This is a genomic window from Devosia sp., assembly GCF_028290625.1.
In the GTDB taxonomy this organism is placed as follows: domain Bacteria; phylum Pseudomonadota; class Alphaproteobacteria; order Rhizobiales; family Devosiaceae; genus Devosia.
The window spans coordinates 76,861-100,798 of the sequence record NZ_JAQGJM010000024.1 but is presented as its reverse complement, the minus strand read 5'-3'; the positions used below and the strand labels follow the sequence as shown (position 1 = coordinate 100,798).

The following is a 23,938-nucleotide window of genomic DNA, read 5'->3' as shown; positions in this document are numbered from 1 at the left end:
CATCAATCCTCAGCTGGCATGAGGCGGGGCACGGCGGCGATGAGCGCCTTGCCGGTCGCCGATTGCGGGGCGGCGATCACCTGCGCGGTCGGGCCGGTTTCCACGATGCGGCCGTGATCCATGATGGCAATGCGATGCGCGACGGCGCGTACCACGGCAATATCATGCGACACGAAGATATAGCTGATGCCGCTTTCGACCTGAAGCTCCACCAGCCGCTTGAGGATGTGTGCCCGCACGGAAACATCGAGGGCGGACACGGCCTCGTCGAGCACGATCAGCCGGGGCTCGGTAGCAAGCGCGCGAGCAATGGCGACCCTCTGGCGCTGACCGCCGGAGATTTCGTGGACGGCTCGGCTGGCTAAAGCGGCGGGGAGGCCGACGCGATCGAGCAGGTGGGCTACGGCGGCGGGCCGATTGGCGCGATCGGCCAGACGATGGATGCGCAACGGATCGCCAATCACATCGGCCACGCTGGCGCGCGGATTGAGCGCTGCGAGCGGGTCCTGAAATACCATCTGGATGCGTTTGCGTGTGGCGCGCAGGGCCTTGCCACGAAGCGCCAAAAGGTCGGCGCCTTCGAATCGCAGCGTGCCTGTATCTGCATCGATCAGGCGGATGATGAGCCGGGCCAGCGTGGTCTTGCCGCTGCCGGACGGGCCGACAATGCCAAGGGTTTCGCCGCCATCGACGGAAAAGCTGGCACCGTCAACTGCAACCAGCCGAGCGCCGCCGCGACGGAAAGACTTGCCCAGGCCCTCGGCGACGAGCAGGGCGGTCATGCGCGTGCTCCGACCAATGGCGGAGTGGTCAGGTCAATGTGGGCGCCGAGCAGGCTCGCGGTGTAGGGCTCGCGAGGTTGCCTTGTGATGTCGGCAGCGGCTCCGATTTCGACCAGCTTTGCCTGGCGGAATACAGCGATGCGGTCGGCCAGACTGGAGGCAAGCGCGATGTCGTGGGTGATGAAGAGCAGCGTCATGCCTTCCTCCGCCACGAGGCTCCGAAGCAGCGTCACGATCTCCGCCTGGACGATGGTGTCGAGGGCGCTGGTGGCTTCGTCGGCAATCAGCAGGCGCGGCCCGGCGGCTATGGCGGCGGCAATGGCGACGCGCTGACGCTGCCCGCCGGACAATTGATGTGGATAGGCGCGGAGTAGGCTGTCGGGATCGGGAAGCTGCACCCGGGCCAGCAGGTCACGGGCACGAAGGCCGGCGGCTTTCCAGCCGAGGCCGAGATGCGCCACGGCGCCTTCGGCGACCTGTTCGCCGATGGTCAGTACCGGATCGAGGCTGGCGGACGGGTCCTGGAACACCATGCCGATATCGCGGCCGGGAATGGGTGGACCGCCCGGCCAGTCAATCGTTCCGGTCTGCCTGGCGGATGCCGGCAGCAGCCCGGCGAGAGTGAGGGCCAGTGTGCTCTTGCCCGAGCCGCTCTCGCCGATAATGGCCAGCTGTTCGCCATTCTTGATGGTCAGATTGATACCATCGAGCGCAGTGACGCTGCTGGTGCCCTGGCGAAAAGCGACGCTCAGATCCTCTATCGTGGTCAGCACGGTCACAGCCGCACCTGTCGGCGGCTGAGGGCTTCGGACAGGCCTTCGCCGAACAGGTAGACCCCGAGCACGGTGACGACCAACGCAAGGCCGGGAATGATGGAGAGGAACGGCGACGAGCGCAGCACGGCGCGGCCCTCGGCGATCATCGAGCCCCAGGTGACGATGTTGGGATCGCCCAGGCCGAGAAAGGACAAAGCCGCCTCGGTCAGGATGGCGCCGGCGACGATGACCGCGCTGAGCGCCAGCACCGGCGCGAGGGCATTGGGCAGGATTTCGCGGAAGGCGATTTCGGCCGGGTGCATGCCGATGACGCGGGCGGCGGCGACATAGTCGCGCTCGCGGAGGGAGAGGACTTCGGCACGGGCGAGGCGGGCCGGTCCGGTCCATGCACCCAATGCGATGGCGAGTACGACGACCGGCAAAGAGGCGCCGATGACGCTGACAAAGGCCAGCGCCAGCAGGAAGCCGGGGACGGTCTGGAAGGCGTCGACCACCCGCATCAGCACTTCATCGACCAGGCCACCAGCAAACCCCGCAATGGTGCCAACGCTGGCTCCGATGAGAATTGCGGCCAGGGTGGCGGCGAAGCCGACCAGCAGGGATGCGCGAGAGCCGTGCGCCAGTTCGGCCAGAACGTTGCGGCCCAGCCGGTCGGTACCGAGGGGCAGGGCCCAGTCGGTGAAGGGGGCGGTCAGGGCGGGGCCGACAATGGAGAGCGGATCGCGGGGAAACAACAATGGCGCGGCCAGAGCAACCGCTATCAAAACGGCCAGCACGGCGGCGCCGAACAGTCCTTCGGGCGAGCGGCTGAAGCGCGCGATCAAGCTCATGCGCTGGCCTCGCTGGCGCCGACGCGCGGATCGAGCAGGGCGTAGACCACGTCGACGATCAGGTTGGTGACGATGACCAGTACGGCGCTGATAACGATGATACCCATGAGCAGCGGCGTGTCGCGACCACTGACCGCTTCCTGCGCCAAACGGCCGAGGCCGGGGATGGAAAAGACGCTTTCGATCACGACACTGCCACCCAGCATGGTGGCCGATTGCAGGCCCAGCATGGTGATCAGCGGCAACAGGGCGTTGCGGGCAACATGACGCCAGACGATGCGGCGGCGCGACAAGCCCTTGGCGCGGGCGGCGAGTACGAAATCCTGCCGCCAGACCTCTACCATTCCGGCGCGCATCAGGCGCAGATAGAGCGCGAGGTAGATCAGCGCCAGTGCGCCAACCGGCAGGACGAGGTGGCGGAAAATGTCCCAGGCGCGGTGGAGCCCGGCTTTGCCGGAAGCCAGCGTTTCGATGCCGGACAGGGGCAGCCAGCGCAATTGCACGGAAAACACCACAACCAGCACGAGGCCGAGCCAGAAACTGGGCACGGCATAAAGGGCCAGCGAGCCGATGGACAGGAGTCGATCGCGGGCGCTTCCGGGGCGGGAACCAGCGACGATGCCGAGCAAGGAACCGATGCCGAAGGACAGCGCGATGGCGCTGCCCATCAGCAGCAAGGTGTTCGGCAGTCGTTCAAGCACCACATCGAGGATTGGCCGGTTGAGCAGGACCGAATGGCCGAAGTCCAAGTGTATGATATTCCACAGATAAAGGCCGAGGCGGGTGATGGGAGACTGATCTAGCCCCCAATCGGCGCGCAGGGTTTCCACTAGTGCCGCGTCGCCCCCGCCGCTGGACACCAGATAGGCATCGACGGCGTCGCCGGAGGCCAGTTCGAGCAGGAAGAACGTGCCGACGAGCACGATCAGCAGCACTGGAATGCTGCCGATCAGGCGGCGGATGACGAGTTCTCCGGCACGCTGCAAAGGGTTATTCCGGCTTGGGCTGAGTCTTACGAGAAGGATACCCCCACCTAGCCTCCCCCTGATAGGGGGAGGGACGGACCGGCGGGTTTGGCCAGATTGTGCGACGCTAACGGAGGGGTTCCTCCCCCTATCAGGGGGAGGTTAGGTGGGGGTAATTACCCATCGATCCAGGTATCGGCCCAGTTCGAAACCGCCCAGCGCGGATTGTTCGAAACGTTGTGCACGCTGGTGCGCGCCACGGTGATGAAGCCCCATTCGGCGACGTTGATCAAGGGCAGATCCTCAGCAACCGCCTGCTGGAACTGGTTATAAAGCTCCGTGCGGGCCTTTTCGTCGACCGTTACCAAGGCGTCGTCGATGATCTTGTCGATCGCCGGATTGCTGTAGCCACCCTGATTGGAGAACGGCACCCCTTCGGCGGTCGCGGTGCGGACCAGGATGGCGGTGGAGATCGCCGGATCGCCACGGAACACCGGCGGAGCGACCGCGATATCGAAGGCATGATCGGTGTAAACGGCCTGCTGGTGGGCGGCGCTGTCGTTGTTGGCGATTTGTGCGTCAATGCCGACGACGGCCAGCGCTTGGCGCAGATAGGCGCCGAACTGGGTGGTTTCGTTGAAATATGGGGCCGGCAGCAGGCGGAGGGTGAACCGGGTGCCGTCGGCGCTGCGGGCGTAACCGGCCTCATCGAGCAGGGCGTTGGCCTTGTCGACATCAAAGTCATATTGCGGAACGCTGGCGTCGTAGAATTCCGGCGCGTTCTGCGGCACGATGCCAGTCGCGGGCTTGGCATAGCCCAGGAAGATGGTGTCCACGACGAACTTCTTGTCGATGGCATGGGCGATGGCCTGGCGCACCTTGAGGTTGGCCAATTGCTCGGTGCGATGGTTGATTTCGACGACGAGCTGATAGGTCAGCCCCTCATAGCCCTTCGAGATGACCTCGATGCCGTCGACCTTGCTGATGCGGTCGAGGTCGGCCAGTGGCACGGCCGAGAATGCAGCGAGCTGGATTTCTTCAGCTTCCAATGCGCTCGCCGCAGCGGCCCGGTCGGGAAGCACGCGATAGAGGATTTCATCCAGGTTCGGTTCGCCCTCGCCCCAATAGGTTTCGTTGCGGCTGAGCAGGTAATATTCGCCCGGCTTGTATTCGGTGAACTTGAACGGGCCGGTGCCGACCAGTTGGGCATTGGCGGGGTTCGCGGCAATATCGGTGCCGTCATAGAGGTGCTTGGGCAGGACGCTGGTGGTGGCGGGGAGGGCGTTGCGGATGAGCTGGAACGGGGTCGGCTTGGAGAAGCGGAAGATCGCCGTCAGCGGATCGGGCGTGTCGACGGATTCGAGGTTGGCGAAGACCAGCCGGCCCAGATTTTGCAGCGGCTTCCACACCTGGAGCGCGGAGAAGGCGACGTCGTCGGAGGTGAACGGCTTGCCGTCGTGCCAGGTGACGCCCTCGCGCAGGGTGAAGGTGGCGGAGAGGCCATCGGCCGAGCCCTCCCAAGCAGTGGCGAGGCGCGGCGCGAGGCCGTTTTCGCCGTCGAAGGAGGCTTCGGCCAGGGGCTCGATGACCTTGCTGGAAATGAAGAACACGCCATTGGAGGCGACGATGGCCGGATTGAGATTGCGCGGTTCGGAATCGGCGGCAACGATGAGGCGGCCGCCCTTGACGGCATCTTGCCCGAAAGCCAGACGGGGCAACGCGGTGGATGCCAGCAGCGCGGCGCTGGCGCTCAACAGGGTACGGCGGGAAACGAGAAACTTTGTCATCTGCTATGCCCTTGTCATGGTTGCGTAATTAACTCTTACTCTAGCCCTTCAGTGGGGTTATGCCAGAGATGGCATTCTAGCCGACGCGGCGTGGGCTAGAAAATTCTGCCGAACCGGCCCAGGTTCCCAACACAGCAAAGACCGCGAACGGCATAACATGAGCGTCATCTCCATCCAGTCCCAGGTTATCCACGGCCATGTCGGCAACAGCGCGGCAGTGTTTCCGCTGCAATTGGCCGGATTCGAAGTGGCGGCGGTGCCAACGGTGCTGCTCAGCAATCACCCGGCCTATCCCAGCGTCAAGGGCCGCGTCATGGATGCGGGGCTGGTCGCTGACCTGCTGGCCGGGCTGGAGGATCGCGGACTGCTGGAAAGCACGCGCGTCTTGATGACCGGTTATATCGGCTCGGCCGAGATCGCTGCGGTAGTGGTCGACTTCGTGACGCGCGCCAAGGCGCGCAATGCGGGCCTGCTTTATGTCTGCGATCCAGTGATGGGCGATTTCGGGCCGGGTTTCTACGTCAAGGCAGAGGTGCGCGAGGCCATTATCGGCCAGCTCGTGCCGCTCGCCGATATCCTGACGCCTAACCGGTTCGAGTTCGACGCACTGGTGGGCCGCGCCAGCCCCGACACCAGCGCACTGGTTGCGGCAGCGCAAGCTTTGGGCAAGCGCGTTATGCTGGTGACGGGTAGTCCGGCGGAGCAGAGCATCGAGACGATCGCGGTCGAGCGAGCGGCGGCGTGGAGGGTGGCGACGCCGGCGCTGGTGACCAAGGCATCGGGGACCGGCGACCTGTTGACCGCGCTGTTCGTGGCGGCGACGCTCAAGGGCAGGGCGACGCCCGATGCCTTGGCCGACGCGGTTTCCGGCGTCTTCGCCATCATCGAGGCGACCGTGGCGCAGGATGGGCTGGAGTTGGACCTCGTGCGGCAATCGGCACGGCTGTTCACGCCACCGCGCCGATTTGCGAGTGGCCCGGTATCCGGAGGCGTCAGGGGAATCTGACGCGCACGCAAAGGCCGGGCTTGTTGTCGGCCAGCACAATCGTGGCGCCGTGCAGTTCGGCGATGGCCTTGACGAGGCTCAGGCCGAGGCCATGGCCCGGGGTGCTCCGGCTCTTGTCGAGGCGATAGAGCCGCTGGAAGACCTTGTCGCGTTCGGCATCGGGAATGCCCGAACCGTTGTCGCAGACGCCAATTTCGAAGCCATGCTCGCCGGTCGTGCTGGCGGACATGGCGATCGTGGTATCGGGGGAACAATGGCGAATGGCATTTTCGATCAGGTTGGCGAACAATTGGGTCAGCAGGTCCTTGTCGCCCTGGATGTCGGGCAACGGCTCGACGGCGATGGTCAGGGTCTGGCCGTTTTCCTCCACGACATCGGCATAGGCTTCGAACAGGTTTTGCAGGATCGGCCCAACCGCGACCTCCTTGAAGCGCGCTCGCCTGGCGCCAGACTCGATCTGGGCGATGCGCAGCAGGGCCTCGAAGGTCATGTTGATCTGCCTCGTCTCCTCCTGCGCCTGTTGCAACAAAGTGGCGACCGACTGGCCGGCTTCCTCGCTTTCGATGGCGTTCTGCACTGTGAAGCTGAGGCGGTTGAGCGGCGTCTTGAGATCGTGCGCGATGTCGACGCTGACCTGGCGCATGCCTTCCACGAGACCGGCCAGCCGTTCCAGCGCGTGATTGATCTGGGTGGACAGGTCGTCGAGATCGTCGCGGTTGCGGTGCACCGGAATGCGAGCCGCCAGCTCGCCGCGACCGATCAGGGCCATCGTATGGGCAATGCGATCCATCCGGCGCTGGCCGCGTGTGGCGATCAGCACGGCGGCCAGGATGGCGAGGATGACGAAGAAGACCCCGGCCATGCCGAGGCTGTTGAGCACGATCTCGCCCACGGCGTCCGTCTCGGCAAAGCTGGCGCCGACGACCAGCGTGTTGTCACCGACCGGGCCGGAATAGATGCGGTACAGTTCGTCATCGGCGGTCAGGCCCAATTGGGCGGCGGTGGCGACTGACCAGCCCGTGGCCATCGGCGCGGTCGTGATATTGCCGCCAAGCACCTCGTCCGCCGGACCGCGCAGCAAAAAGACTCGTTCCAGTGCCGGATTGGCGGCAGCATTGCTGCGCACCAAGTCGACCAGATCGGTGAGGTCGTTCTCGCCATACGATTGGGCGATGATCGAAAAGGTCTGCTCTAGCTGTTGTTGCAGGCGGGCGTCGAGCTCCGCCCGGATCAGCCCGAAGGCGATAAAGCCCGCCAGCCCCAGAAACACCAGGAAGGCGACGCTCAGCAGCGCCATCAGCCGGAACGGCGTGCTGCGATAGAGGGCCTTAAGCATGCAGGCTGTAGCCGGTATTGCGGATGGTATGGAGCAGGGGCCGGTCGAACGGCTTGTCGATCTTGGCGCGGAGGCGGCTGATATGGGTCTCCACCACGCTCGTTTGCGGGTCGAAATGGAAATCCCACACCCGCTCCAGCAGCATGGTGCGGGTCAGCACCCGGTTTTCGTTCTGCATCAGATAGGTCAGCAGGGCGAATTCGCGCGGCAGCAAGTCGATCGCCACCGAGCCGCGCCGGCAGCTATGGCGCACCAGGTCGATTTCGAGATCGCCCACCTGCAGCTTGATCTTTTCGGTTTGGGCCGGTGGGCGGCGGGCCAGGGCATTCAGCCGGGCCAGCAGTTCGGAAAAGGCGAATGGCTTGACGAGGTAATCGTCGCCGCCGGCTTCAAGGCCATCGACGCGGTCATCGACGCCACCGACGGCGGTGAGGAACAGGACCGGGGTCGTATTGCCGGAGGCGCGCAACGCCTTGACCAGCGACAGGCCATCGAGGCCCGGCAGCATCCGGTCGATCACCATGACGTCGAAGCGCTCGTTCATGCCATGCACCAGGGCATCGCGGCCGTCGCGGATCACATCGGCGACATGGCCCGCCTCGGTCAGGCCCCGGTTCACATAGTCGGCGGTGCGGGCATCGTCTTCGACGAACAGTATACGCATGGGGCAAGTCTCGATCAGGATAGCGGCCGCGTCAACGAAATGGGCGGCGATCGGGGGATCGCCGCCTCTGCACATGGCCTTTCGGGCTCATGCCGCGCTGGCATCTCGTCGCGGCGCCATCAGGCTCATATAGATTACGAGGCCGGCGATCACCGCGAGGAAAATGGCGCTGGTGATGATCGTGCCCAGGCCCAGCCCGCCATATTCCATCGGCTGTGACAGCAGGTCGCCGAAGGAAGCACCCAGCGGCCGCGTCAGGATGTAGGCCAGCCAGAATGTCAGGATGGCATCGGCCTTGAACACGAAATGGGCGACGGCGATCAGCGCGATGATGGCGGCGAACAGCCCGCCAGTGGCGAGATATCCCAGGCCGAGGGTTTCGGCGATGTAGTCGCCGACGGCGGTCCCCAAGGCAAAGGTGAACAGGATCGCCAGCCAGTAGAAGATTTCACGGCGCGTAGTGACGATGGTGTGGATCGAAAGCGTCTTTTCGCTGGCGTACCAGGCACCGAAAGTCAGCGCGAGCAAGATGGTGCAGCCGATCGTGGTGGTCTCCAGCGGAATGCCGAACGTATCGACCAGATTGTCGGTGATCAGCGTGCCGACGACGCTGACCAGCACCACGGCCAGCCAGTAGGTCCACGGTACATAGCGCCTGCGGCTGAACTGCAGGCCGATGGCGATGGCCAGAACGACCATCATGATGATGGTCGTGGTCTGCAGGCCGATGCCCATATTGAGGGCGAGGAAGTCGGCGGCGGTTTCGCCGACGGTGACGGCCATCAGCTTGATCAGCCAGAAATCGACGGTGGCGCGGGGGACGCGGTTATAGGCCTCGACGCCGTCGATGATGGCCATTTCCGGCCCGGAACGTGTTGTGCTGGCGATTTCCATCATGCACCTATCAGTTGAATGGCCTGGCCGAAGAAGTCATCGGCACGCTTGTCGTCATCGGCATTGCAGCGCTCCAGGCCCTTGGCCTCGAGGTCGGCGACCTTGGCCTTGGTGGCATCGTCGAGGCTGGCGGCCTTGGGCTGCACGGCGCGGTACTGGGCGAGCATGTCCTCGCAGGGCAGCGGCTTGCCGGAGGTATCGGTGGTGACGACGCCGGCCGCATTGGTGGCGCCCGGATTGTCGAGCTGGGCCAAGAGCGCCGTCAGCGCTGCGTCAGACGTGGCCGCCGGTGAGTCTGCTCGCACCGCCTCTAGCGCGACATCGGAGGCGGCGTCGATGGCGTCCCACTTTTGCGCATTCTTGGCGCGCAGGTCGTTGGCGACATTGTCCCATGCCGTCTCGAATTCGGTGATCCTGGCCTTGGCGCCAGCGAGGTCATTGGACGCCACCAGGGCCTGGGTGTCGGCCACGATGGTGTGCATGGCCGAGAGGTCGCCCAACTCGCTTACCTTGACCGCGGCCAAGGCGGGGAATGTCGCGGCACCCGCTATCGGCAGGACGAACAGGCAGACAGCAAGGGCAAGGTGCGAAAGTCTCATCGTGAGCTCCAAAGCGTGGATTGGCTGGAACTCACCATAGGCAGGGCTGGGTCACGCCAGCCTGTCAGCGGCTATACATCGGTGTAAGAATTCAACCGGGTGGGAGACGCCGCCCGCGTGGCATGGCATAGCAGAGCTATGAAGTTACCCACTATTCCCGCTTCGCGCCGCCCCATCCTGTTCGCCGCCCTGGCATTGGCCGTGTTGCTCGGCGCCTTCGGCTTTGTTGCCGATGAGGTCATCGAGGGCGATACGGTGGTGTTCGACCGCGCCGTCACCATGGTGCTGCGCGACAACGGCGACATCATGAACCCGATCGGGCCGGCCTGGCTTGAAGAGGCTGGCCGCGACGTGACCTCGCTGGGCAGTTTCTCGGTGCTCGGCCTGATCGTCATCCTGGTGCTGATCGGCCTGCTGCTGGTCAAGCGTCCCTGGACGGCGGCTTATGTGACCTTCGCGGTGCTCAGCGGCACCATTCTGTCATCGGTGTTCAAGCAGATCTACGATCGGCCGCGGCCAGAAATGCTGGAGGCGATGCGGGTGTTCACCTCGAGCTTTCCGAGCGGCCACGCGACCGTGTCGGCCGTGGTCTACCTGACGCTCGCGGCGCTGCTTGCGCCATTATGCGCCGACCGGCGGCTGGCAATTCTGTGCCTCGGTGCCGGCGTTTTTCTCACGCTGCTTGTCGGCGTCTCGCGCGTCTATCTGGGTGTGCATTACCCCACCGACGTGATTGCGGGCTGGTCGCTCGGCGCGGCCTGGGCGCTGGTATGCTGGGTCGGCGCCAATGTGCTGGGGCTGAACCGGCGCTGAGCGCCCCATTTCGGCCGCAAGCTATACGCAGCCGTATCTCCGCCGACAGGCCGCTGCAAGACGCGGTCCCTAAGTCTCTCCCACGACGGCGCAACGGCGCGTCGTCGCAAACGGAGAGAGAGAATGAAGTTCAATACGATGACGAGCACCGCCATCCTGGCTCTGGTCTTGAGCGCACCGGTCACGGCCGCCTTTGCCCAGGCCGATATGGTCGCCCCCAACGACACCGAGATGCAGGCGCTGAGCGCCACCAAGATCGCGGCGGCCGATGCGGTGGCTGCAGTTGAGACCGCATCTGGCGGCAAGGTGGTGGAGCTGTCGCTCGATATGGAAGCGAGCGGGCCGGGCTACCGGATCACCGCCGTCGCCAAGGACGGCACCGAGACCAATTATGTGGTCGACGCGACGACCGGAACGGCAACCCTGTCCCAGGACACCAAATCGTCCACCGATGCCGCTGACGAGAGCGAAGGCGGTGACGAAGGCCAGGATAACGGCGCGGAAACCGAAGACGCCAACTAATCGGTTCCATGCATGCGGCGGCCAGGGTGGGGACACTCCGGCCGTCGCGTTCAATCGTGCAGCGAGCCGTCGGGCATGTAGGTGCCGGTGAGATCGGCGCCGTCGAAGATGGCGCCATTGGTGTGGGCCAGGCTTAGGCGGGCGCCCGACAGGTTGGCGCCGGTCAGGTCGGCATCGGTGAGATCGGCGCGATAGAGGTCGGCCCCGGACAGGTCGGCATTGCGCAGGTTGGTACCGCGCAGCCGTGCATTGAGCAGGCCGCTATTGGCGAGGCGCGCGCCCTCCAGGTTGGCCTGCGAAAACACCGCATCGGTCATGTTGGAGCGCTCCAGCACCGTGCCCTTGAGGCTGGCACCGTCGAACCGGGTGCCCATGAGGAAAGCCTCGCTCATGTCGGCGCCGTCGAAGATGGCGCCGAATACGCGCGCGCCCTGCATCTTGGCGCCGCGCATGATCGCGCGGTCGAAATGGGCCTTGCCGCCATCGGATTCGTAGAACAGCACATTGGTCAGGTCCGCCCCGGTGAAGTCGGCCTGGGTGGCGCTGGTCTTGTTGAGATTGGCCTCGGCGAGGTTCGCGCCGGCAAAATCGGCGCCGGTCAGCACGGCGCGGTGGAAGATCGCTCCGGTCAGGACCGCTTTGGAAAAGTCGGCCCCGGCCAGGTTTTGCCGTTTGTATTGCGCCTCCGGCAGGCTGCATCCGGGGCAGGATGCCGGGGGTTCGGCCTCCTGCGCCAGCGCCACCGGCCCGCTCAGAAGCGCGAGCAGGACGATCAGGCCGAACCGTTGCACGAACTGGCTCAATGCTCGGGTTCGGGCGGGGCGGCAGGTGCTGCCGACGGCGCAAGTTCCTCGGGGGTCGCGGGGCCCTTGCCGACGAAGGTTTCGAGGATGTAGTCGGCGACGGCGTCGATATCGCGCTTGGCGAGGAAGGTGGAGATCGGCTGCTGCGGCTTATCGGTGCCGGCGTCTTCGCTGGTCATGCCGTAGCAGCGGTCGTCGGTGTACGAGAACTTGTCGAAATAGGGCATGTTGGTGCCGGGAACGCCGCAGGAGATGATCATTACCATGGTCTCCTTGTCGAGGCCGCTCTCGCGGAAATTGGCGCCGTTTTCGCGCGGGTCGTCGCCCACGCCATTGCCGGCCTTGCCATGGCACTGGTTGCATTGGCCCTTTTCGAAATAGATGCGCTCACCGCCGGTCATCTGGGCGGCGGCCGGGGTCGCGAAGGCGAGTGCCAGGCCCGCCGCCGTCAGCGTGCCAGCCGCGGCGAGGATGAAACGGGAACCCGGGCGCAGCCTGCTGGATAGGGTAGTCATGATGGTGGGTCCTTTCAAAAACGAAATATTGTGAATTGCTTCTCGTGGCCCGCGCGACGGTTACAGTGGTTGGCGAGTTCAACCGCCGACTGCCGGAATGGCTCCACGATGAAGGATTGCGATCGATGCCTAGACCGATCATGCGCGCTGTGCTGCTCGCCTTGATGACCGCCGCTCCGGCCATGGCTGCGGAGGCGCCGCCGGCTGCCGATGTGTGGAAGATCAAGCTCGGCCAACCCATCGCGGCGATTCCCGATGGCTTTGCCGATTTTGCCTGCGGCTCCAATGGCGGTCCGCCCAGCCTGCCGCTGGCGGGTTTCGCCGATTTCATGACCTGCACGCCCGAACCCAGCGGCTGGCGCGAGGTGTATTTCCGCTATGACGACGAGCTGGAATATTGGGCCAAGGCCAACAACCTCGACGTGCAGATCGCCGCGTCCGGCACCAAGGTTTATGGCATGCCGGTGGTGATGTCGGTGTTGATCAACGAAGCGGGCGTGGTCGAAGGGCTGCGGCTGGTCAGCGATCCGCGCGATACCTCGGTCAGCCGCGACGAGGCGCGCTTCCTTGAGCCGTTCCTGCTGTCGCGGTTCCGTCCGCAGGGCGGCGACTGGACGTGCGTCGACTTGCCCGCCGCGCGCGGCGAGACGCCGGTCAGCGGGGTGTTCCTCAAGCAGGACTGCACGCTGCAGGCTAATGGCATCGATTATGCCGTGAGCGCCCGCTACCTGCGTGGTGCGGGCCAGCGGCAGGTGGACGCCCATACCGGCCAGTTCACCGAAGGACAGTTCGACAGCAGCGTCCGGTTTGAAATGCATGTGATGTAACCGTCAGGGGCGGGGCCGGAACTGCACCAAGGCAATCCCGGCCCCGCATCTGGTCTAGAGACCGAACACGAACAGCATGGCGGAGTTGCGCTGTTCGGCCAGTTCGGGGGTCATGCGCAGCTTGCCGCGCGCCGAGCCGGACAGGCCCGAAGCGATGGCAATATACTGCTTGTCGCCGACCGCGAAGGTCATCGGCGGTGCGGTGAAGCCGACGCCGACATTGATCTTCCACACTTCATCCAGCGTCTCGTCATCGAAGGCGATCAGCGTGCCGTCCATCAGGGCGGTGAATACCAGGCCACCGGCCGTGCTCAGGGCGCCCGAATAGTTCGGGTACTTGAGCTGGACGCGCTTCTTGATCTCGCCGCTCACCGGGTCGGCGGCGATCAGCTCGCTTTCGAGACGTTCGTTGACCACATAGCCGCCGCCGCCAAAGCCCAGCTCGACCGTGTGCTTGGCCGGATCGGTGGTGTATTCGACGCAACCGGTGATCGCCGGAATGTAGATCAGGTTGGTCTTGCGGCTCAGGGTCGAGGGCCAGAAGTTGTTGCCGCCGACATTGGCCGGGCAGGCGCGCTTGGTGGGCTCGTCGGCCGTACGGTGGGTTTCCACCGAATAGGTCTGCAACTGTTGTGCCGAGTCATATTCCAGCGGCTTGCCGGTCTTGGGATCGATGCCCTTGGTCCAGTTGATGCCTTCGGCATAGGGCTCGGCCTTGAGGAACAGCCCGTTATCGGCCTCAAAGGTGTAGAGGAAGCCGTTGCGGCCCGAATGGGTGATCAGGGTCTGGTCGCCGCTGGTAAACAGGATGTGGGTACCCGACTCGTCATAGTCCCAGGCGTCATTGGGCGTGTACTGGAAGTACCAGTTCATGTCCCCGGTATCGGGATTGCGCGACAGCACGCTGTTGGTGAAGAGGTTATCGCCGGCGCGCACGCTCGGATCATAGGGCGGGACAGGGTTGCCGGTGCCCCAATAGAGCTGGTTCTTGGCCGGATCGTAGCTGCCCGTCGTGTACATGGCGCCACCGCCGGTTTCCCAGGCATTGTTGCCGTCGGTCCAGGTTTCCGAACCCGGCTCGCCCGGTGCCGGAATATTGTACTTCTTCCAGATCTCGTCGCCGGTCGCCACGTCATACGCCGCCAGCCATGTGCGGGTGCCCGCATCGCCGCCGGCCGCGCCGACCAGAATCTTGCCGTTGACCAGCAGGGGTGCGCCGGTCAGCTCGACGCGCGGCGTATCGCCGGTCACGTCTTTTTCCCACATGACTTCGCCGGTCTCCTTGCTGGAGGCGATCAGGCGGGCAGGGCCATTGGCGACGGAGATGACGAAATCGCCAGCCAAAGCCACGCCGCGATTGGCCTGCGAGGCCTTTTCCTGGCCCGGATCCATGCTCCAGACGATGCGGCCCACATCACCCGAGGTGGCGTCGATCTTGTAGACCACGCCCCAGGTATCTGTGAGGTAGAGGAAGCCGTCCTCGGCCAGGGGCGTCGATTCCGTATAGTTGGGAACCAGGTTGTTCAGCGCCACCGAGTAGAGCAGCTTGAGGCCGCTGGCATTGGTTTTGTTGATGGTGTCGAGCGGGGAAAACCGCTGGGCGGTATAGTCGCGGTTGTTGGTCAACCAGTTCTGCGGCTCGCTATCGGCCTTGACGATGCGATCGCCCGTTACTTCGGCTGCATAGACTGCCGGCATGGCCGCTACGCCGGCGAGCAGAACTGACGCGTAAGCGCCAGCCAGCGCCGCACGGCGTGCTGCTGAAATCTTCAAAGTCATGGTTGTGGTCCTTTTTATACCGCCACATTCCCTAGCCGGCCTGCCCGCTGGGTCAGCCGTAACGGCGCCCACAAGTGGACGTTTCGCCGTTGCTCGGGAGTTGCTTGTTGTGCCTGCGGGCGATCAACGAGCGGATAGTCGGAGTACCCGACGTCACTGTCAATCGGACCGCCCCGTACTGGTCGATGCAAATACCAATGAGACATATTGGCAGAATATCGCGCGGTCGCGCCGGCCAAGTCGGCATTGCGGAAAGGCCGGTATTGTCGGGCTTTGGATGTGCCTCAGGTGGTGAGAGTGCGATGGAGGACGCCGCGCAGATGGTTGTCCAGCGCGTCGACGGCGCCCTGGGCGTCGCGTCGCTCCAGAGCCTCGATGACGGCGACATGTTCGCGCATCGACTTGATCGTATTGGTGGGGTCCACCGATTCCAGATTGACCAATCGTATCAGGTACATTTTCTGGTGCAGCCGCTCGTAGATCACCGCGATCTGCTGATTTTCGAACGCGGCGATGAAGCTGTTGTGAAACGCCCATTCCAGTTGCCGGACCGGTTCCCGATAGACCGCCGGGTCGGCGACCGTTTCCACAAAATTGATGATCGCGTCATGGTCGGCGCGCGTCTTGGACAGCCAGGACTTGCCCACCGAGCGGGCAAATTTGGACAGGCCCTCGCGCTCCAGGATGCCGCGAAGCTGGAAGGTGTTGCCGACGAATTTGACGTCCGGGTAAAAGATGGTCAGCCCGATGCGGCGGCGCACGGTGACGAGGCCCTCCGCCTCGAGCAGGGTCGTGGTTTCGCGGAATGGCGACAGCGAAATGCCGAGTATGTCGCAGATTTCCTCCTGCGTGAGGGTTTGCCCAAGCTTAAGCCGTCCGTCGAGCAGCGCCTCGACGAACGCCAGATAGCCGGGATTGTCGATCCCCTGACCCACTGCATGCCCCCAATGAAGATTATCGGTAATTCTGACGCGATAAGCCGTTGACAGCTCTTACGACACGGCTCTAACATTTTCTAGACGCGTTGAAATATATTTAAGTAGAGCGCGTCGGGCCCGGAGGAGGGTCGCAGTCATCGCCGGATGGTCGCCTGCCGCCGCAGCGACAGCTTCTGGATGGTCTTGCTGAGCAGCCGCAAAGGCGCCAGCCGGGGTGGGAGGAAGATTTTCATGAACGACAAGCCTATTAGTGCTGCGCGTGGATGGACGCGCCGCCGGGTGCTCGGCACCGCCGCCAGCAGCCTCGCCATCGCCGCCGTGGGCAGTTTTCCTATGCCGGCCATCGCGCAAAGCAAGAAGCTGACCTATTGGGGCGGCCTGATTTTTTCCGATGACGCCAACAAGCTTTTGACCGACACCATCAACGCCTGGGGCGCCGCTAATGGCGTCGCCACCGAAGTGGTGATGATCAACCAGAACGAAACCGTGCAGAAGGTCTCGGCTGCGGTATCGTCCAACACCATGCCCGATGCCCTCGATCTCGGGCTGGATTTGTTGCTGTTGCTGTCGCGCCAGGATCAGTTCATCACGCTCGACGATCTCTACAAGAAGATCGGCGACGCGCAGGGCGGCTGGTTCGAAGGCACCGATCGCGCCACCGATACCACCGCCGATGCAGGCGGGCGAACTGGCATACCCTTTGGCGTCAATGGCAACCTTCTGCTCCGCCGCAAGGATCTGCTGGAGCCGGCAGGCTTCACCGACGCGCCCAAGACTTGGGACGAGCTGGTGGCGCAGGCCGTTGCGGTCAATAAATCTCCGGTTTCCGGCCTTGGTCTGGCGCTGTCCAACGTTGGCGACGCCAACGTGCAGGTCAACGTACTGCAGTCCTATGGCGGCCGTATCGCCGATGACGCGGGCAAAAAGGTCACCATCAAGTCCGAGGAAACCCGCACTTACCTGACCTGGCTCAAGGACGCTTGGGACAAGGGCATCTTCCCGCCCGGCAACACCACCTGGGACGGCGCCGGCGACAATCAGGCCTATCTTTCGGGGCAGGCCGCCTTCATCGCTAACACCGGCTCGGTCGGCATCGCCGCCAAGAAGGATGATCCGGAGCTATACGACGGCAGCGCCTTCTCGCCGCTGCCCGCCGGACCCAAGGGCACCATCTCGCCGATCACCCCGCAAACCCGCGCGATCACCAAGAATAGTGGTGCACAGGATGAGGCCAAGGCGTTGCTGGAACACCTGGCGCAGCCCGAATTCATGAACGCCTATTTCAATGTGGCGATCTATGGCCCGGTGCTGAAGAACCAGGAACAGTTGAGTGCCTTCGACGGCACCAACCCGATCCTTGCCGGCCTATTGAATCTCGCCAAGGCGGGCACGGCTCCAGCCTATCCGGATGTCTACAACGCCGCTTGGGCCGACCTGTCGTCCAACTTCATCATCCCCAAGATGTGCCAGCGCGTCGTCGTCGACGGCTGGGATTTCGACAAGGCGATGGACGAAGCCCAGACCCAGGGCCAGATCATCTACGACAAGTACTGACCCGCCAGATTTATTCGACCTCGGGGGGCTCGGCCCTCCGGGGTTCTCTATCGGGATAGACCATGTCGTTAGCCGCAGACCCATCAACCAGACCATCACGCCGGCGGCGCCTGCCGACCGGTGTGCGTGCAAAGCTGTTTGCCTATGCGCTGGTGGCACCGGTGGTGCTGCTGATCATCGGGCTCGTGGCCTATCCGTTTTTCTTCGCCATCTATGTGTCGTTCACCGACCAGGTGGTGGGCAGCGTCGGCAAGTTCATCGGCTTCGCGAATTTCGTCTACCTCTCGAAATCCGCGACCTTTACCGCCGCGATCTGGAACACGGTGATCATCGTCTTGGTGTCGGATGGGCTCAAGCTGCTGATCGGCCTCGGACTGGCTCTGCTGGTGCATCAGGCCATTCCCGGCCGGGGCATATTCCGCTCTTTCCTCATGCTGCCCTGGGCCATGCCGGCCTTCGTCGCTTTCCTGACCTGGCGCGTGCTGTACCAGCCGATCGGCGGCGGCATTAATCTGGTGCTGACCGGCACGGGCATTTACCCCCACGTCGTCGATTGGCTGGGCCAGCGGCAGACCGCCATGGGCTCGGTTATCGCCGCCTCGGTATGGCGCGGCTTTCCGTTCTGGTTCATCTCGATCCTGGCGGCCCTGCAATCGGTGCCCAAGGACCTCTATGAGGCAGCCCATATCGATGGCGCCAATGCCTGGAAACGGTTCTGGGTCGTGACCGTTCCGGGCATTCGCCAGGTGGTGATCGTCACGACGCTGCTGTCGTCGATCTGGACCGCCAATGGCTTCGAACATGTCTGGCTGCTGACCGCGGGCGGGCCGTCCGACGCCACCATGGTGTTCCCCGTGCTGGCCTATTTCGGCATGCAGACCCAGCGCGTGGGGGAGGCGGCCGCGGTGTCCGTCGCCATGCTGCCCATCCTCGCAATCCTGGTCATCTTCGCCACCTCACTGATGATGCGGGACGAAGATTGATGGCCACGCTCACCGCCACTATCCCGCTCGCCAAGAGCAAGGCCGGCCAACGCCTCCGCCGCCGGTTCCTCATCGGCCGTGTGTTGAGCTATGCGGCGCTTGCCATTGCCGTATTGCTGGTACTGTTCCCGATCTATTGGATGATCATCACCTCGCTCAAGCTGCCGCGCGAAATCTATCGCGTGCCGTCGTTGTGGCCCAAGACCTTCACGCTCGACAATTACAGCAAGCTGCTCAGCGACGGGCAGTTCCTGATTGCTATCCGCAACAGCCTGATCGTGTCGTTCACCGTCACCATCATCTCGGTGATCATCTCCTCCTTCGCCGCCTATTCCATGGTGCGCTTCCGCTACCGGTTCCGTGGCTTTGTGGGTCGGCTGATCCTGTTTGCGTACCTGACACCCGGCTCGCTGCTGTTCATTCCGCTGTCGATCATCATGGCGCAATTGCGCCTCGGCAATTCGCTGTTTGGTCTCATCATGGTCTACCTGACCTTCTCGCTGCCGCTGTCGACGTGGCTGCTGCAGGGCTATTTCAAGGGCGTGCCGCGCGAGGTCGAGGAGCAGGGCCTGATCGACGGGCTGAGCCGCATCGGCGTGCTGTTCCGCATCGTGCTGCCGTTGTCGGCTCCGGGCATCGCGGCGGTGGCCATCTTCACCTTCACCGGGGCGTGGAACGAGCTGCTGCTGGCGCTGGTGCTGATCACCTCGGAGAGCCAGCGCACCGCGCCATTGGCGCTCAATTATCTCATCACCAGCGACGTGCTGCCCTGGGGGCCGTTGATGGCCGGCGCGGTCATCTCCTCGCTGCCGCTGATGATCCTCTACTTCGTGGCGCAACGCTTCATGGTGGCCGGACTGGCCGACGGCTCGGTCAAAGGCTGATTTTTTAGGATTAAGGGACAGACGGACATGGCGATCAGAGTTGCAGTTGGGCAGTTTCACGATCTGAGCGAGGAGCGCTTGCGCTTTGCCGCCCAGATCGGCGCGAGCGGCCTGCAGATGAACAATCCCACCCTGCCGGGCGATACCCGCTGGGAACAGGCCGACGTGCGGGCGCTGGTCGACCAGGTCGAAGCCGCCGGCCTCAAATTCGAGGCGATCGAAAACGTGCCTACGCATTTCTACCACAAGGCGATGATGGGGCTGGACGGCCGCGACGAGCAGATCGAGAACTATCAGGCCACCATCCGGGCCGTGGCGCGCGCCGGTATTCCGGTGTTGGGCCTACACTTTATGCCCAATTCGGTGTGGACCACCGATCGCAAGGGCACGACGCGCGGCGGAGCTACGGCGCGCCAGTTCGACATGGCCGTGGTCGAAGCCAATGAGGACAACCTCGAGACGCTGCGCTCCTTCATGCCGACGACCTTGGGTCGCGCATCGTCCATGCCGCTGTTCGGCAAGGATGGTCCGGTGATCACCGAAGACCAGATGTGGTCCAACTACACCTATTTCATGAACGCGGTTCTGCCCGTCGCCGAGCAGGAAGGCCTCAAGCTTGCCCTCCACCCGGACGATCCCCCGGTGCCGATGCTGGGTGGCGTGGCGCGGCTGTTCTACAAGCCAGAAAACTTCAAGAAGGCCTATGACCTGGTCGGCCGGTCCGAGGCGTGGACGCTCGACCTGTGCCTGGGTTGCTGCTCGGAAATGCCGGGCGGCAAAGCCAATGTCACCGAGATGATCGACTTCTTCGCGCCCAAGGGCCGGATTTCCTACATCCACTTCCGCGACGTGCAGGGCTCGGTGCCGAACTTCACCGAATGCTTTATCGGCGACGGCAATTTCGACCCTGCCGAGGTCATTGTCCAACTGGCCAAGCTGGGTTTCGACGGCTTCCTGCTCGACGACCACGTGCCCAAGATGGACGGCGACAGCGACTGGAACCATCGCGGGCGCTCGCACGCCATCGGCTACATGCAGGGCCTGGTCCGCATGGCCGAATTCCTCAAGGCCGCCTAGAGTAGGGGCGGTCCGCGCATCGGCGCGGGCCGCTCAATCAAGAATATCTGGAGTTCGTATGCCCTCAGTTCTGTTCTATGTCGGTGGCGTCAATCGTGGCATCGGCTATGTCGCCAAGCCCGCCGCCAAAGGCATCGCCGCCTTTCGTCTGAACCTCGAAACCGGTGCGGCTGAGTTGCTCGGGATCACCGAGGGCATCGATAACCCGACCTTTGTTGAGGTGGCGAAAGACGGAAAGTCGCTGGCCGCAGTCAGCGAAGTGGGCGGCTGGAACGAGGGCCTGATCACCGGCTACGCCATCGATCCCGCCAGCGGCGCACTGGAATATCTGTCCAAGCAGCCGACCCGCGGCGACTACACGGCGCATTTTAGCCACGACAATTCCGGCCGCTTCGTCGGCATCGCCAACTATGGCGGCCTGCCGATCACCGCCAAGCCGAACAAATCCATCGCCATCTATCCGCGCGCTGCCGACGGCACACTTGGATCGCTCGTGGCCGAAGTCACCCATAACGGCAAGGGTCCCGACGCGGCGCGGCAGGATCGCCCGCATGCCCACTGTATCCGCTGGACAGCGGACAATAAGTTCGTCGTCGTCGCCGATCTGGGCATCGACAAACTGCTGGTCTATCGCTTCGATGCGCAGACTGGCGCGCTGACGCCGCATGGCGAAACCGTTTTGCCGCCGGGCTCCGGCCCGCGCCACTTCGTGTTCCACCCGACGCTGCCCTATGCCTATCTGGTCAACGAGATGACCTGCACGCTGGCGAGTCTTGCCTTCGACGCTGCTAATGGGACTTTCACCCTGCTGTCCAGCGCGTCGACCTTACCGCCGGGCGGTCACAAGGGCACGTCAGGCTCGGCAATCGGGATCGCGGCCGGCGGCAAGCACATCTATGTAGGCAATCGCGTCCATGACAGCGTTGCCGGCTTCGCCATCGACCAGACCACAGGCATCGCAAAATTCATCGGCACGACGCCGACCGGCGGTCGCATTCCTCGCGATTTCGCTTTCGATCCGACGGGGCAGGTGCTCGCCGTCGCCAATCAGGAAAGCGACTGCATCAATCTGTTCCGCTACCAGCCCGAGACCGGGGCACTCATTCCGTTCGGCGCGCCGATCCAGACCGGCTCGCCCACCGCCATCGCTTTCCATCCCACGGTCCGCTGAAGAGACCACAAGGACTTCGCCATGAAGATCAAAGATATCAAAGTTATCGTCTGCTCCCCAGGGCGCAATTTCGTCACGGTCAAGATTATTACGGACGAGGGGCTTTATGGCGTCGGCGACGGCACGGTGAACGGCCGCGAACTGTCGGTCGCCTCCTATCTTGAGGACCATGTCGCGCCCACCCTGATCGGCATGGACCCGCTGCGCACCGAGGATATCTGGCAATATCTCTACAAGGGGGCCTATTGGCGCCGTGGCCCGATCACCATGGCGGCGATCGGCGCCATCGACATGGCACTGTGGGACATCAAGGCCAAGGCCGCCAATATGCCGCTCTATCAACTGTTGGGCGGGCGTTCGCGCGACAAGGTGATGGTCTACAAGCACGTTGGCGGCCTCGACATTTCCGAGGTCGCCGAAGGCGTCGTGGCGCTGCGGGAGCAGGGGCTTGAGGCCATCCGCGCGCAAGTCGCCATTCCCGGCCTGCCGCCGATCTATGGCACCGGCCATTCGACGGACCAGGATGCGCTGGTCAATAGGCGCGTGGTACCGCATGAGGAAGTCTGGGCCACCCACAAATACCTGCCGCTGGTGCCAAAGCTGTTCGAGAAGGTGCGCGACGCGGTGGGCTGGGATGTCCACCTGCTGCACGACGTGCATCACCGCCTGACGCCGATCGAGGCGGCACGCCTGGGCAAGGACCTGGAGCCGTTCCGGCTATTCTGGCTGGAGGATGCCATTCCCGCCGAACTGCAGGAAGGCTTCCGCATTATCCGCCAGCACACCACGACACCGCTGGCGGTGGGCGAGGTATTCAACTCGATCTACGATACGCACACGCTGATCACCGAGCAGTTGATCGACTATGCCCGCGTCACCTCGGTGCATGCCGGTGGCGTCACCGGGCTCAAGAAGATTTTCGACCTTGCGGCCATCTATCACGTGCGCTCGGCCTGCCACGGCCCGCAGGACGTGTCGCCCATCGCCATGGGGTGCAATATCCATGTCGACGTCGCCATCCCCAATTTCGGCATCCAGGAATTCTCCGGCTACACCGAGCTGATGCACGACGTGTTCAAATGCGCCTGGAGCTATGACCGCGGCTATCTGCAGCCCGGCGAAGTGGCGGGCCACGGTGTCGATATCGACGAAGACCTCGCCGCCAAGCATCCGTACCAACAGGCTTATTTGCCGGTCGCCCGCCTGCAAGACGGCTCGATGACGAGCTGGTGAGGCAAGCGCCATGAAGATCACCGCCATCAAGCCGTATCCGGTCTGGGTCGGCCACCGCAACCAGCTCATCGTCAAGATCGAGACTGACGAAGGCGTGTTCGGCTGGGGCGAAAGCGGGCTCTCCGGCCGCGAAAAGGCGGTGGTCGGCGCCATCGAGCACTATCGCGAATTCCTGATCGGCCGCGATCCGATGGCTATCGGGGCGATCTGGCAGGAGCTTTATCGCAGCCAGTATTTCGAGGGGGGGCGGGTATTGCTCGCCGCCCAATCCGCAATCGATATCGCGCTGCACGATATCAAGGCCAAGGCGCTGGGTGTGCCGGTCTATCAACTGCTCGGCGGCAAGCACCGCGACGTCATCCCCACCTTTGCCTCCACCGGCTCTATCAATGGCGAGGAAACTCTGGATGCCGCCCGCGCTCTGATTGAGCGCGGGTGGTCCACGATCCGCTTCTTCCCCGCCGCCTGGGACAATCCGGGCGGCATTTTCGAGCCGCGGGAATCCATCGGCAAGAGCGCGACGTTCCTGACCAAGGCACGCGAAGCGCTTGGCAATGAGGTGGTGCTCGGCATCGACTATCACCATCGCCTTTCGGTGGCCGAAGCCGCCAGCTTCTGTCAGAAAATGCCTTCGGGCACGCTGGATTTCCTAGAAGAGCCGATCCGCGACGAGACGCCCGAGGCCTATGAGGCACTGCGCAAGCTCACCGATGTGCCCTTCGCTATCGGCGAGGAATTCGCCTCGAAATGGCAGTTCCTGCCGTACATCGAGCGCGACATTCATCAGTTCAACCGGCTCGACCTGTGCAATGTTGGTGGCTTCACCGAGGCGATGAAGGTCGCCGGCTGGAGCGAGGCGCATTACGTCGACCTGATGCCGCACAATCCGCTGGGGCCGATCTGCACGGCCGCGACCATCCATTTCTCGGCCGCAGTGGCCAATTTCTTCGCGCTCGAAACCCGGGCCAATCCCACTGACCTCTACAATGGCACGCCGACGGCGGAGATGTTCCCGCAAATGCCGATGCTCGATGGTGCTGTGTATAAAGTGCCCGATGGCCCCGGCCTTGGCATCGAGGTCAATGAAGCGGCGCTGACGGCGGCAAGCTTCAAATTCTGGGAGGCGCCGCACATGCGGCGGCGTGACGGGTCGGTGACCAACTGGTAGCCTGAACGAAAACCGCCGGATCAACCGGCGCA

24 protein-coding genes are annotated in these 23,938 nt (G+C 63.7%); 11 read left to right on the top strand and 13 right to left on the bottom strand.

The window, feature by feature from the left end; all coding sequences use genetic code 11:
* Window positions 1-2: 2 nt before the first annotated feature.
* The 5 genes from JWR51_RS13550 to JWR51_RS13530 all read right to left on the bottom strand — a co-directional run bounded on the left by JWR51_RS13550 (window position 3) and on the right by JWR51_RS13530 (window position 5,140).
* Complete coding sequence (locus JWR51_RS13550; protein WP_299748223.1) at window positions 3-782, bottom strand: ATP-binding cassette domain-containing protein; 780 nt, start codon at window positions 780-782, stop codon at window positions 3-5.
* Entirely contained in the window at window positions 779-1,561 is a 783-nt protein-coding gene (locus JWR51_RS13545; protein WP_299748221.1) for an ABC transporter ATP-binding protein, read from the bottom strand. The genes JWR51_RS13550 and JWR51_RS13545 overlap by 4 nt, the downstream gene beginning before the upstream one ends.
* Complete coding sequence (locus JWR51_RS13540) at window positions 1,558-2,388, bottom strand: ABC transporter permease (RefSeq protein ID WP_299748219.1); 831 nt, start codon at window positions 2,386-2,388, stop codon at window positions 1,558-1,560. The genes JWR51_RS13545 and JWR51_RS13540 overlap by 4 nt, the downstream gene beginning before the upstream one ends.
* Window positions 2,385-3,374, bottom strand: a complete 990-nt coding sequence (locus JWR51_RS13535) for an ABC transporter permease (RefSeq protein ID WP_299748217.1) — start codon at window positions 3,372-3,374, stop codon at window positions 2,385-2,387. Before JWR51_RS13535 ends, JWR51_RS13540 begins: the two co-directional genes overlap by 4 nt.
* A gap of 155 nt (window positions 3,375-3,529) precedes the next feature.
* Complete coding sequence (locus JWR51_RS13530; RefSeq protein ID WP_299748215.1) at window positions 3,530-5,140, bottom strand: ABC transporter substrate-binding protein; 1,611 nt, start codon at window positions 5,138-5,140, stop codon at window positions 3,530-3,532.
* Window positions 5,141-5,297: 157 nt separating this feature from the next.
* Between JWR51_RS13530 and pdxY the strand changes: the two genes are divergently transcribed.
* A complete protein-coding gene (gene pdxY / locus JWR51_RS13525) occupies window positions 5,298-6,146 on the top strand; it encodes a pyridoxal kinase (RefSeq protein ID WP_299748213.1) in 849 nt (282 codons plus the stop codon).
* On the opposite strand, the gene JWR51_RS13520 is transcribed toward pdxY, so the two are convergent.
* From JWR51_RS13520 to JWR51_RS13505, 4 genes are all read right to left on the bottom strand, one after another.
* Window positions 6,133-7,482: a HAMP domain-containing sensor histidine kinase gene (locus JWR51_RS13520; protein WP_299748211.1), complete on the bottom strand. Its 1,350-nt coding sequence runs from the start codon at window positions 7,480-7,482 to the stop codon at window positions 6,133-6,135. The two genes, pdxY and JWR51_RS13520, sit on opposite strands and share 14 nt — an antisense overlap.
* Window positions 7,475-8,146 (bottom strand): response regulator transcription factor, encoded by a 672-nt coding sequence (locus JWR51_RS13515; protein WP_299748209.1) that lies wholly within the window; start codon window positions 8,144-8,146, stop codon window positions 7,475-7,477. The genes JWR51_RS13520 and JWR51_RS13515 overlap by 8 nt, the downstream gene beginning before the upstream one ends.
* Window positions 8,147-8,233: 87 nt before the next feature.
* Window positions 8,234-9,004, bottom strand: coding sequence for a hypothetical protein (locus tag JWR51_RS13510; protein ID WP_299748364.1), 771 nt, complete (start codon window positions 9,002-9,004; stop codon window positions 8,234-8,236).
* Between the two features lie 35 nt (window positions 9,005-9,039).
* Window positions 9,040-9,639 carry a hypothetical protein gene (locus JWR51_RS13505; protein WP_299748207.1) on the bottom strand — a complete coding sequence of 200 codons (600 nt, stop codon included), beginning with the start codon at window positions 9,637-9,639 and terminating at the stop codon, window positions 9,040-9,042.
* 138 nt (window positions 9,640-9,777) lie between these two features.
* Here JWR51_RS13505 and JWR51_RS13500 point away from each other — a divergent pair, with 138 nt between their 5' ends.
* Entirely contained in the window at window positions 9,778-10,452 is a 675-nt protein-coding gene (locus JWR51_RS13500; RefSeq protein WP_299748205.1) for a phosphatase PAP2 family protein, read from the top strand.
* A 123-nt stretch (window positions 10,453-10,575) separates the two neighbouring features.
* Window positions 10,576-10,974 carry a PepSY domain-containing protein gene (locus JWR51_RS13495; protein ID WP_299748203.1) on the top strand — a complete coding sequence of 133 codons (399 nt, stop codon included), beginning with the start codon at window positions 10,576-10,578 and terminating at the stop codon, window positions 10,972-10,974.
* Between the two features lie 50 nt (window positions 10,975-11,024).
* Here JWR51_RS13495 and JWR51_RS13490 read toward each other — a convergent pair whose 3' ends face one another.
* Window positions 11,025-11,777 carry a pentapeptide repeat-containing protein gene (locus JWR51_RS13490; RefSeq protein WP_299748201.1) on the bottom strand — a complete coding sequence of 251 codons (753 nt, stop codon included), beginning with the start codon at window positions 11,775-11,777 and terminating at the stop codon, window positions 11,025-11,027.
* Window positions 11,774-12,292, bottom strand: a complete 519-nt coding sequence (locus JWR51_RS13485) for a cytochrome c (RefSeq protein WP_299748199.1) — start codon at window positions 12,290-12,292, stop codon at window positions 11,774-11,776. Before JWR51_RS13485 ends, JWR51_RS13490 begins: the two co-directional genes overlap by 4 nt.
* Before the next feature lie 125 nt (window positions 12,293-12,417).
* Here JWR51_RS13485 and JWR51_RS13480 point away from each other — a divergent pair, with 125 nt between their 5' ends.
* The gene (locus JWR51_RS13480) at window positions 12,418-13,119 is read left to right on the top strand and encodes a hypothetical protein (RefSeq protein WP_299748197.1); all 702 of its coding nucleotides are present in this window, start codon (window positions 12,418-12,420) and stop codon (window positions 13,117-13,119) included.
* 54 nt (window positions 13,120-13,173) lie between these two features.
* Here JWR51_RS13480 and JWR51_RS13475 read toward each other — a convergent pair whose 3' ends face one another.
* Complete coding sequence (locus JWR51_RS13475; RefSeq protein WP_299748195.1) at window positions 13,174-14,898, bottom strand: PQQ-binding-like beta-propeller repeat protein; 1,725 nt, start codon at window positions 14,896-14,898, stop codon at window positions 13,174-13,176.
* Window positions 14,899-15,182: 284 nt separating this feature from the next.
* On the bottom strand, window positions 15,183-15,833 hold the full coding sequence (locus JWR51_RS13470; protein ID WP_299748193.1) for a GntR family transcriptional regulator: 651 nt from the start codon (window positions 15,831-15,833) through the stop codon (window positions 15,183-15,185).
* Window positions 15,834-16,067: 234 nt separating this feature from the next.
* On the opposite strand from JWR51_RS13470, the gene JWR51_RS13465 reads away from it, so the two are divergent.
* From JWR51_RS13465 to JWR51_RS13435, 7 genes are all read left to right on the top strand, one after another.
* Window positions 16,068-17,390, top strand: a complete 1,323-nt coding sequence (locus JWR51_RS13465; protein WP_299748191.1) for an extracellular solute-binding protein — start codon at window positions 16,068-16,070, stop codon at window positions 17,388-17,390.
* A 62-nt stretch (window positions 17,391-17,452) separates the two neighbouring features.
* Window positions 17,453-18,373, top strand: coding sequence for a sugar ABC transporter permease (locus JWR51_RS13460; RefSeq protein WP_299748189.1), 921 nt, complete (start codon window positions 17,453-17,455; stop codon window positions 18,371-18,373).
* Window positions 18,373-19,257: a carbohydrate ABC transporter permease gene (locus JWR51_RS13455; protein WP_299748188.1), complete on the top strand. Its 885-nt coding sequence runs from the start codon at window positions 18,373-18,375 to the stop codon at window positions 19,255-19,257. The genes JWR51_RS13460 and JWR51_RS13455 overlap by 1 nt, the downstream gene beginning before the upstream one ends.
* 27 nt (window positions 19,258-19,284) lie before the next feature.
* Window positions 19,285-20,334 carry a mannonate dehydratase gene (locus JWR51_RS13450; RefSeq protein ID WP_299748186.1) on the top strand — a complete coding sequence of 350 codons (1,050 nt, stop codon included), beginning with the start codon at window positions 19,285-19,287 and terminating at the stop codon, window positions 20,332-20,334.
* Between the two features lie 58 nt (window positions 20,335-20,392).
* Window positions 20,393-21,505 (top strand): lactonase family protein, encoded by a 1,113-nt coding sequence (locus JWR51_RS13445; protein WP_299748185.1) that lies wholly within the window; start codon window positions 20,393-20,395, stop codon window positions 21,503-21,505.
* Between the two features lie 21 nt (window positions 21,506-21,526).
* Complete coding sequence (gene manD / locus JWR51_RS13440; RefSeq protein WP_299748183.1) at window positions 21,527-22,738, top strand: D-mannonate dehydratase ManD; 1,212 nt, start codon at window positions 21,527-21,529, stop codon at window positions 22,736-22,738.
* 10 nt (window positions 22,739-22,748) lie between these two features.
* Window positions 22,749-23,906, top strand: a complete 1,158-nt coding sequence (locus JWR51_RS13435; protein WP_299748181.1) for a mandelate racemase/muconate lactonizing enzyme family protein — start codon at window positions 22,749-22,751, stop codon at window positions 23,904-23,906.
* Window positions 23,907-23,938: the final 32 nt, after the last annotated feature.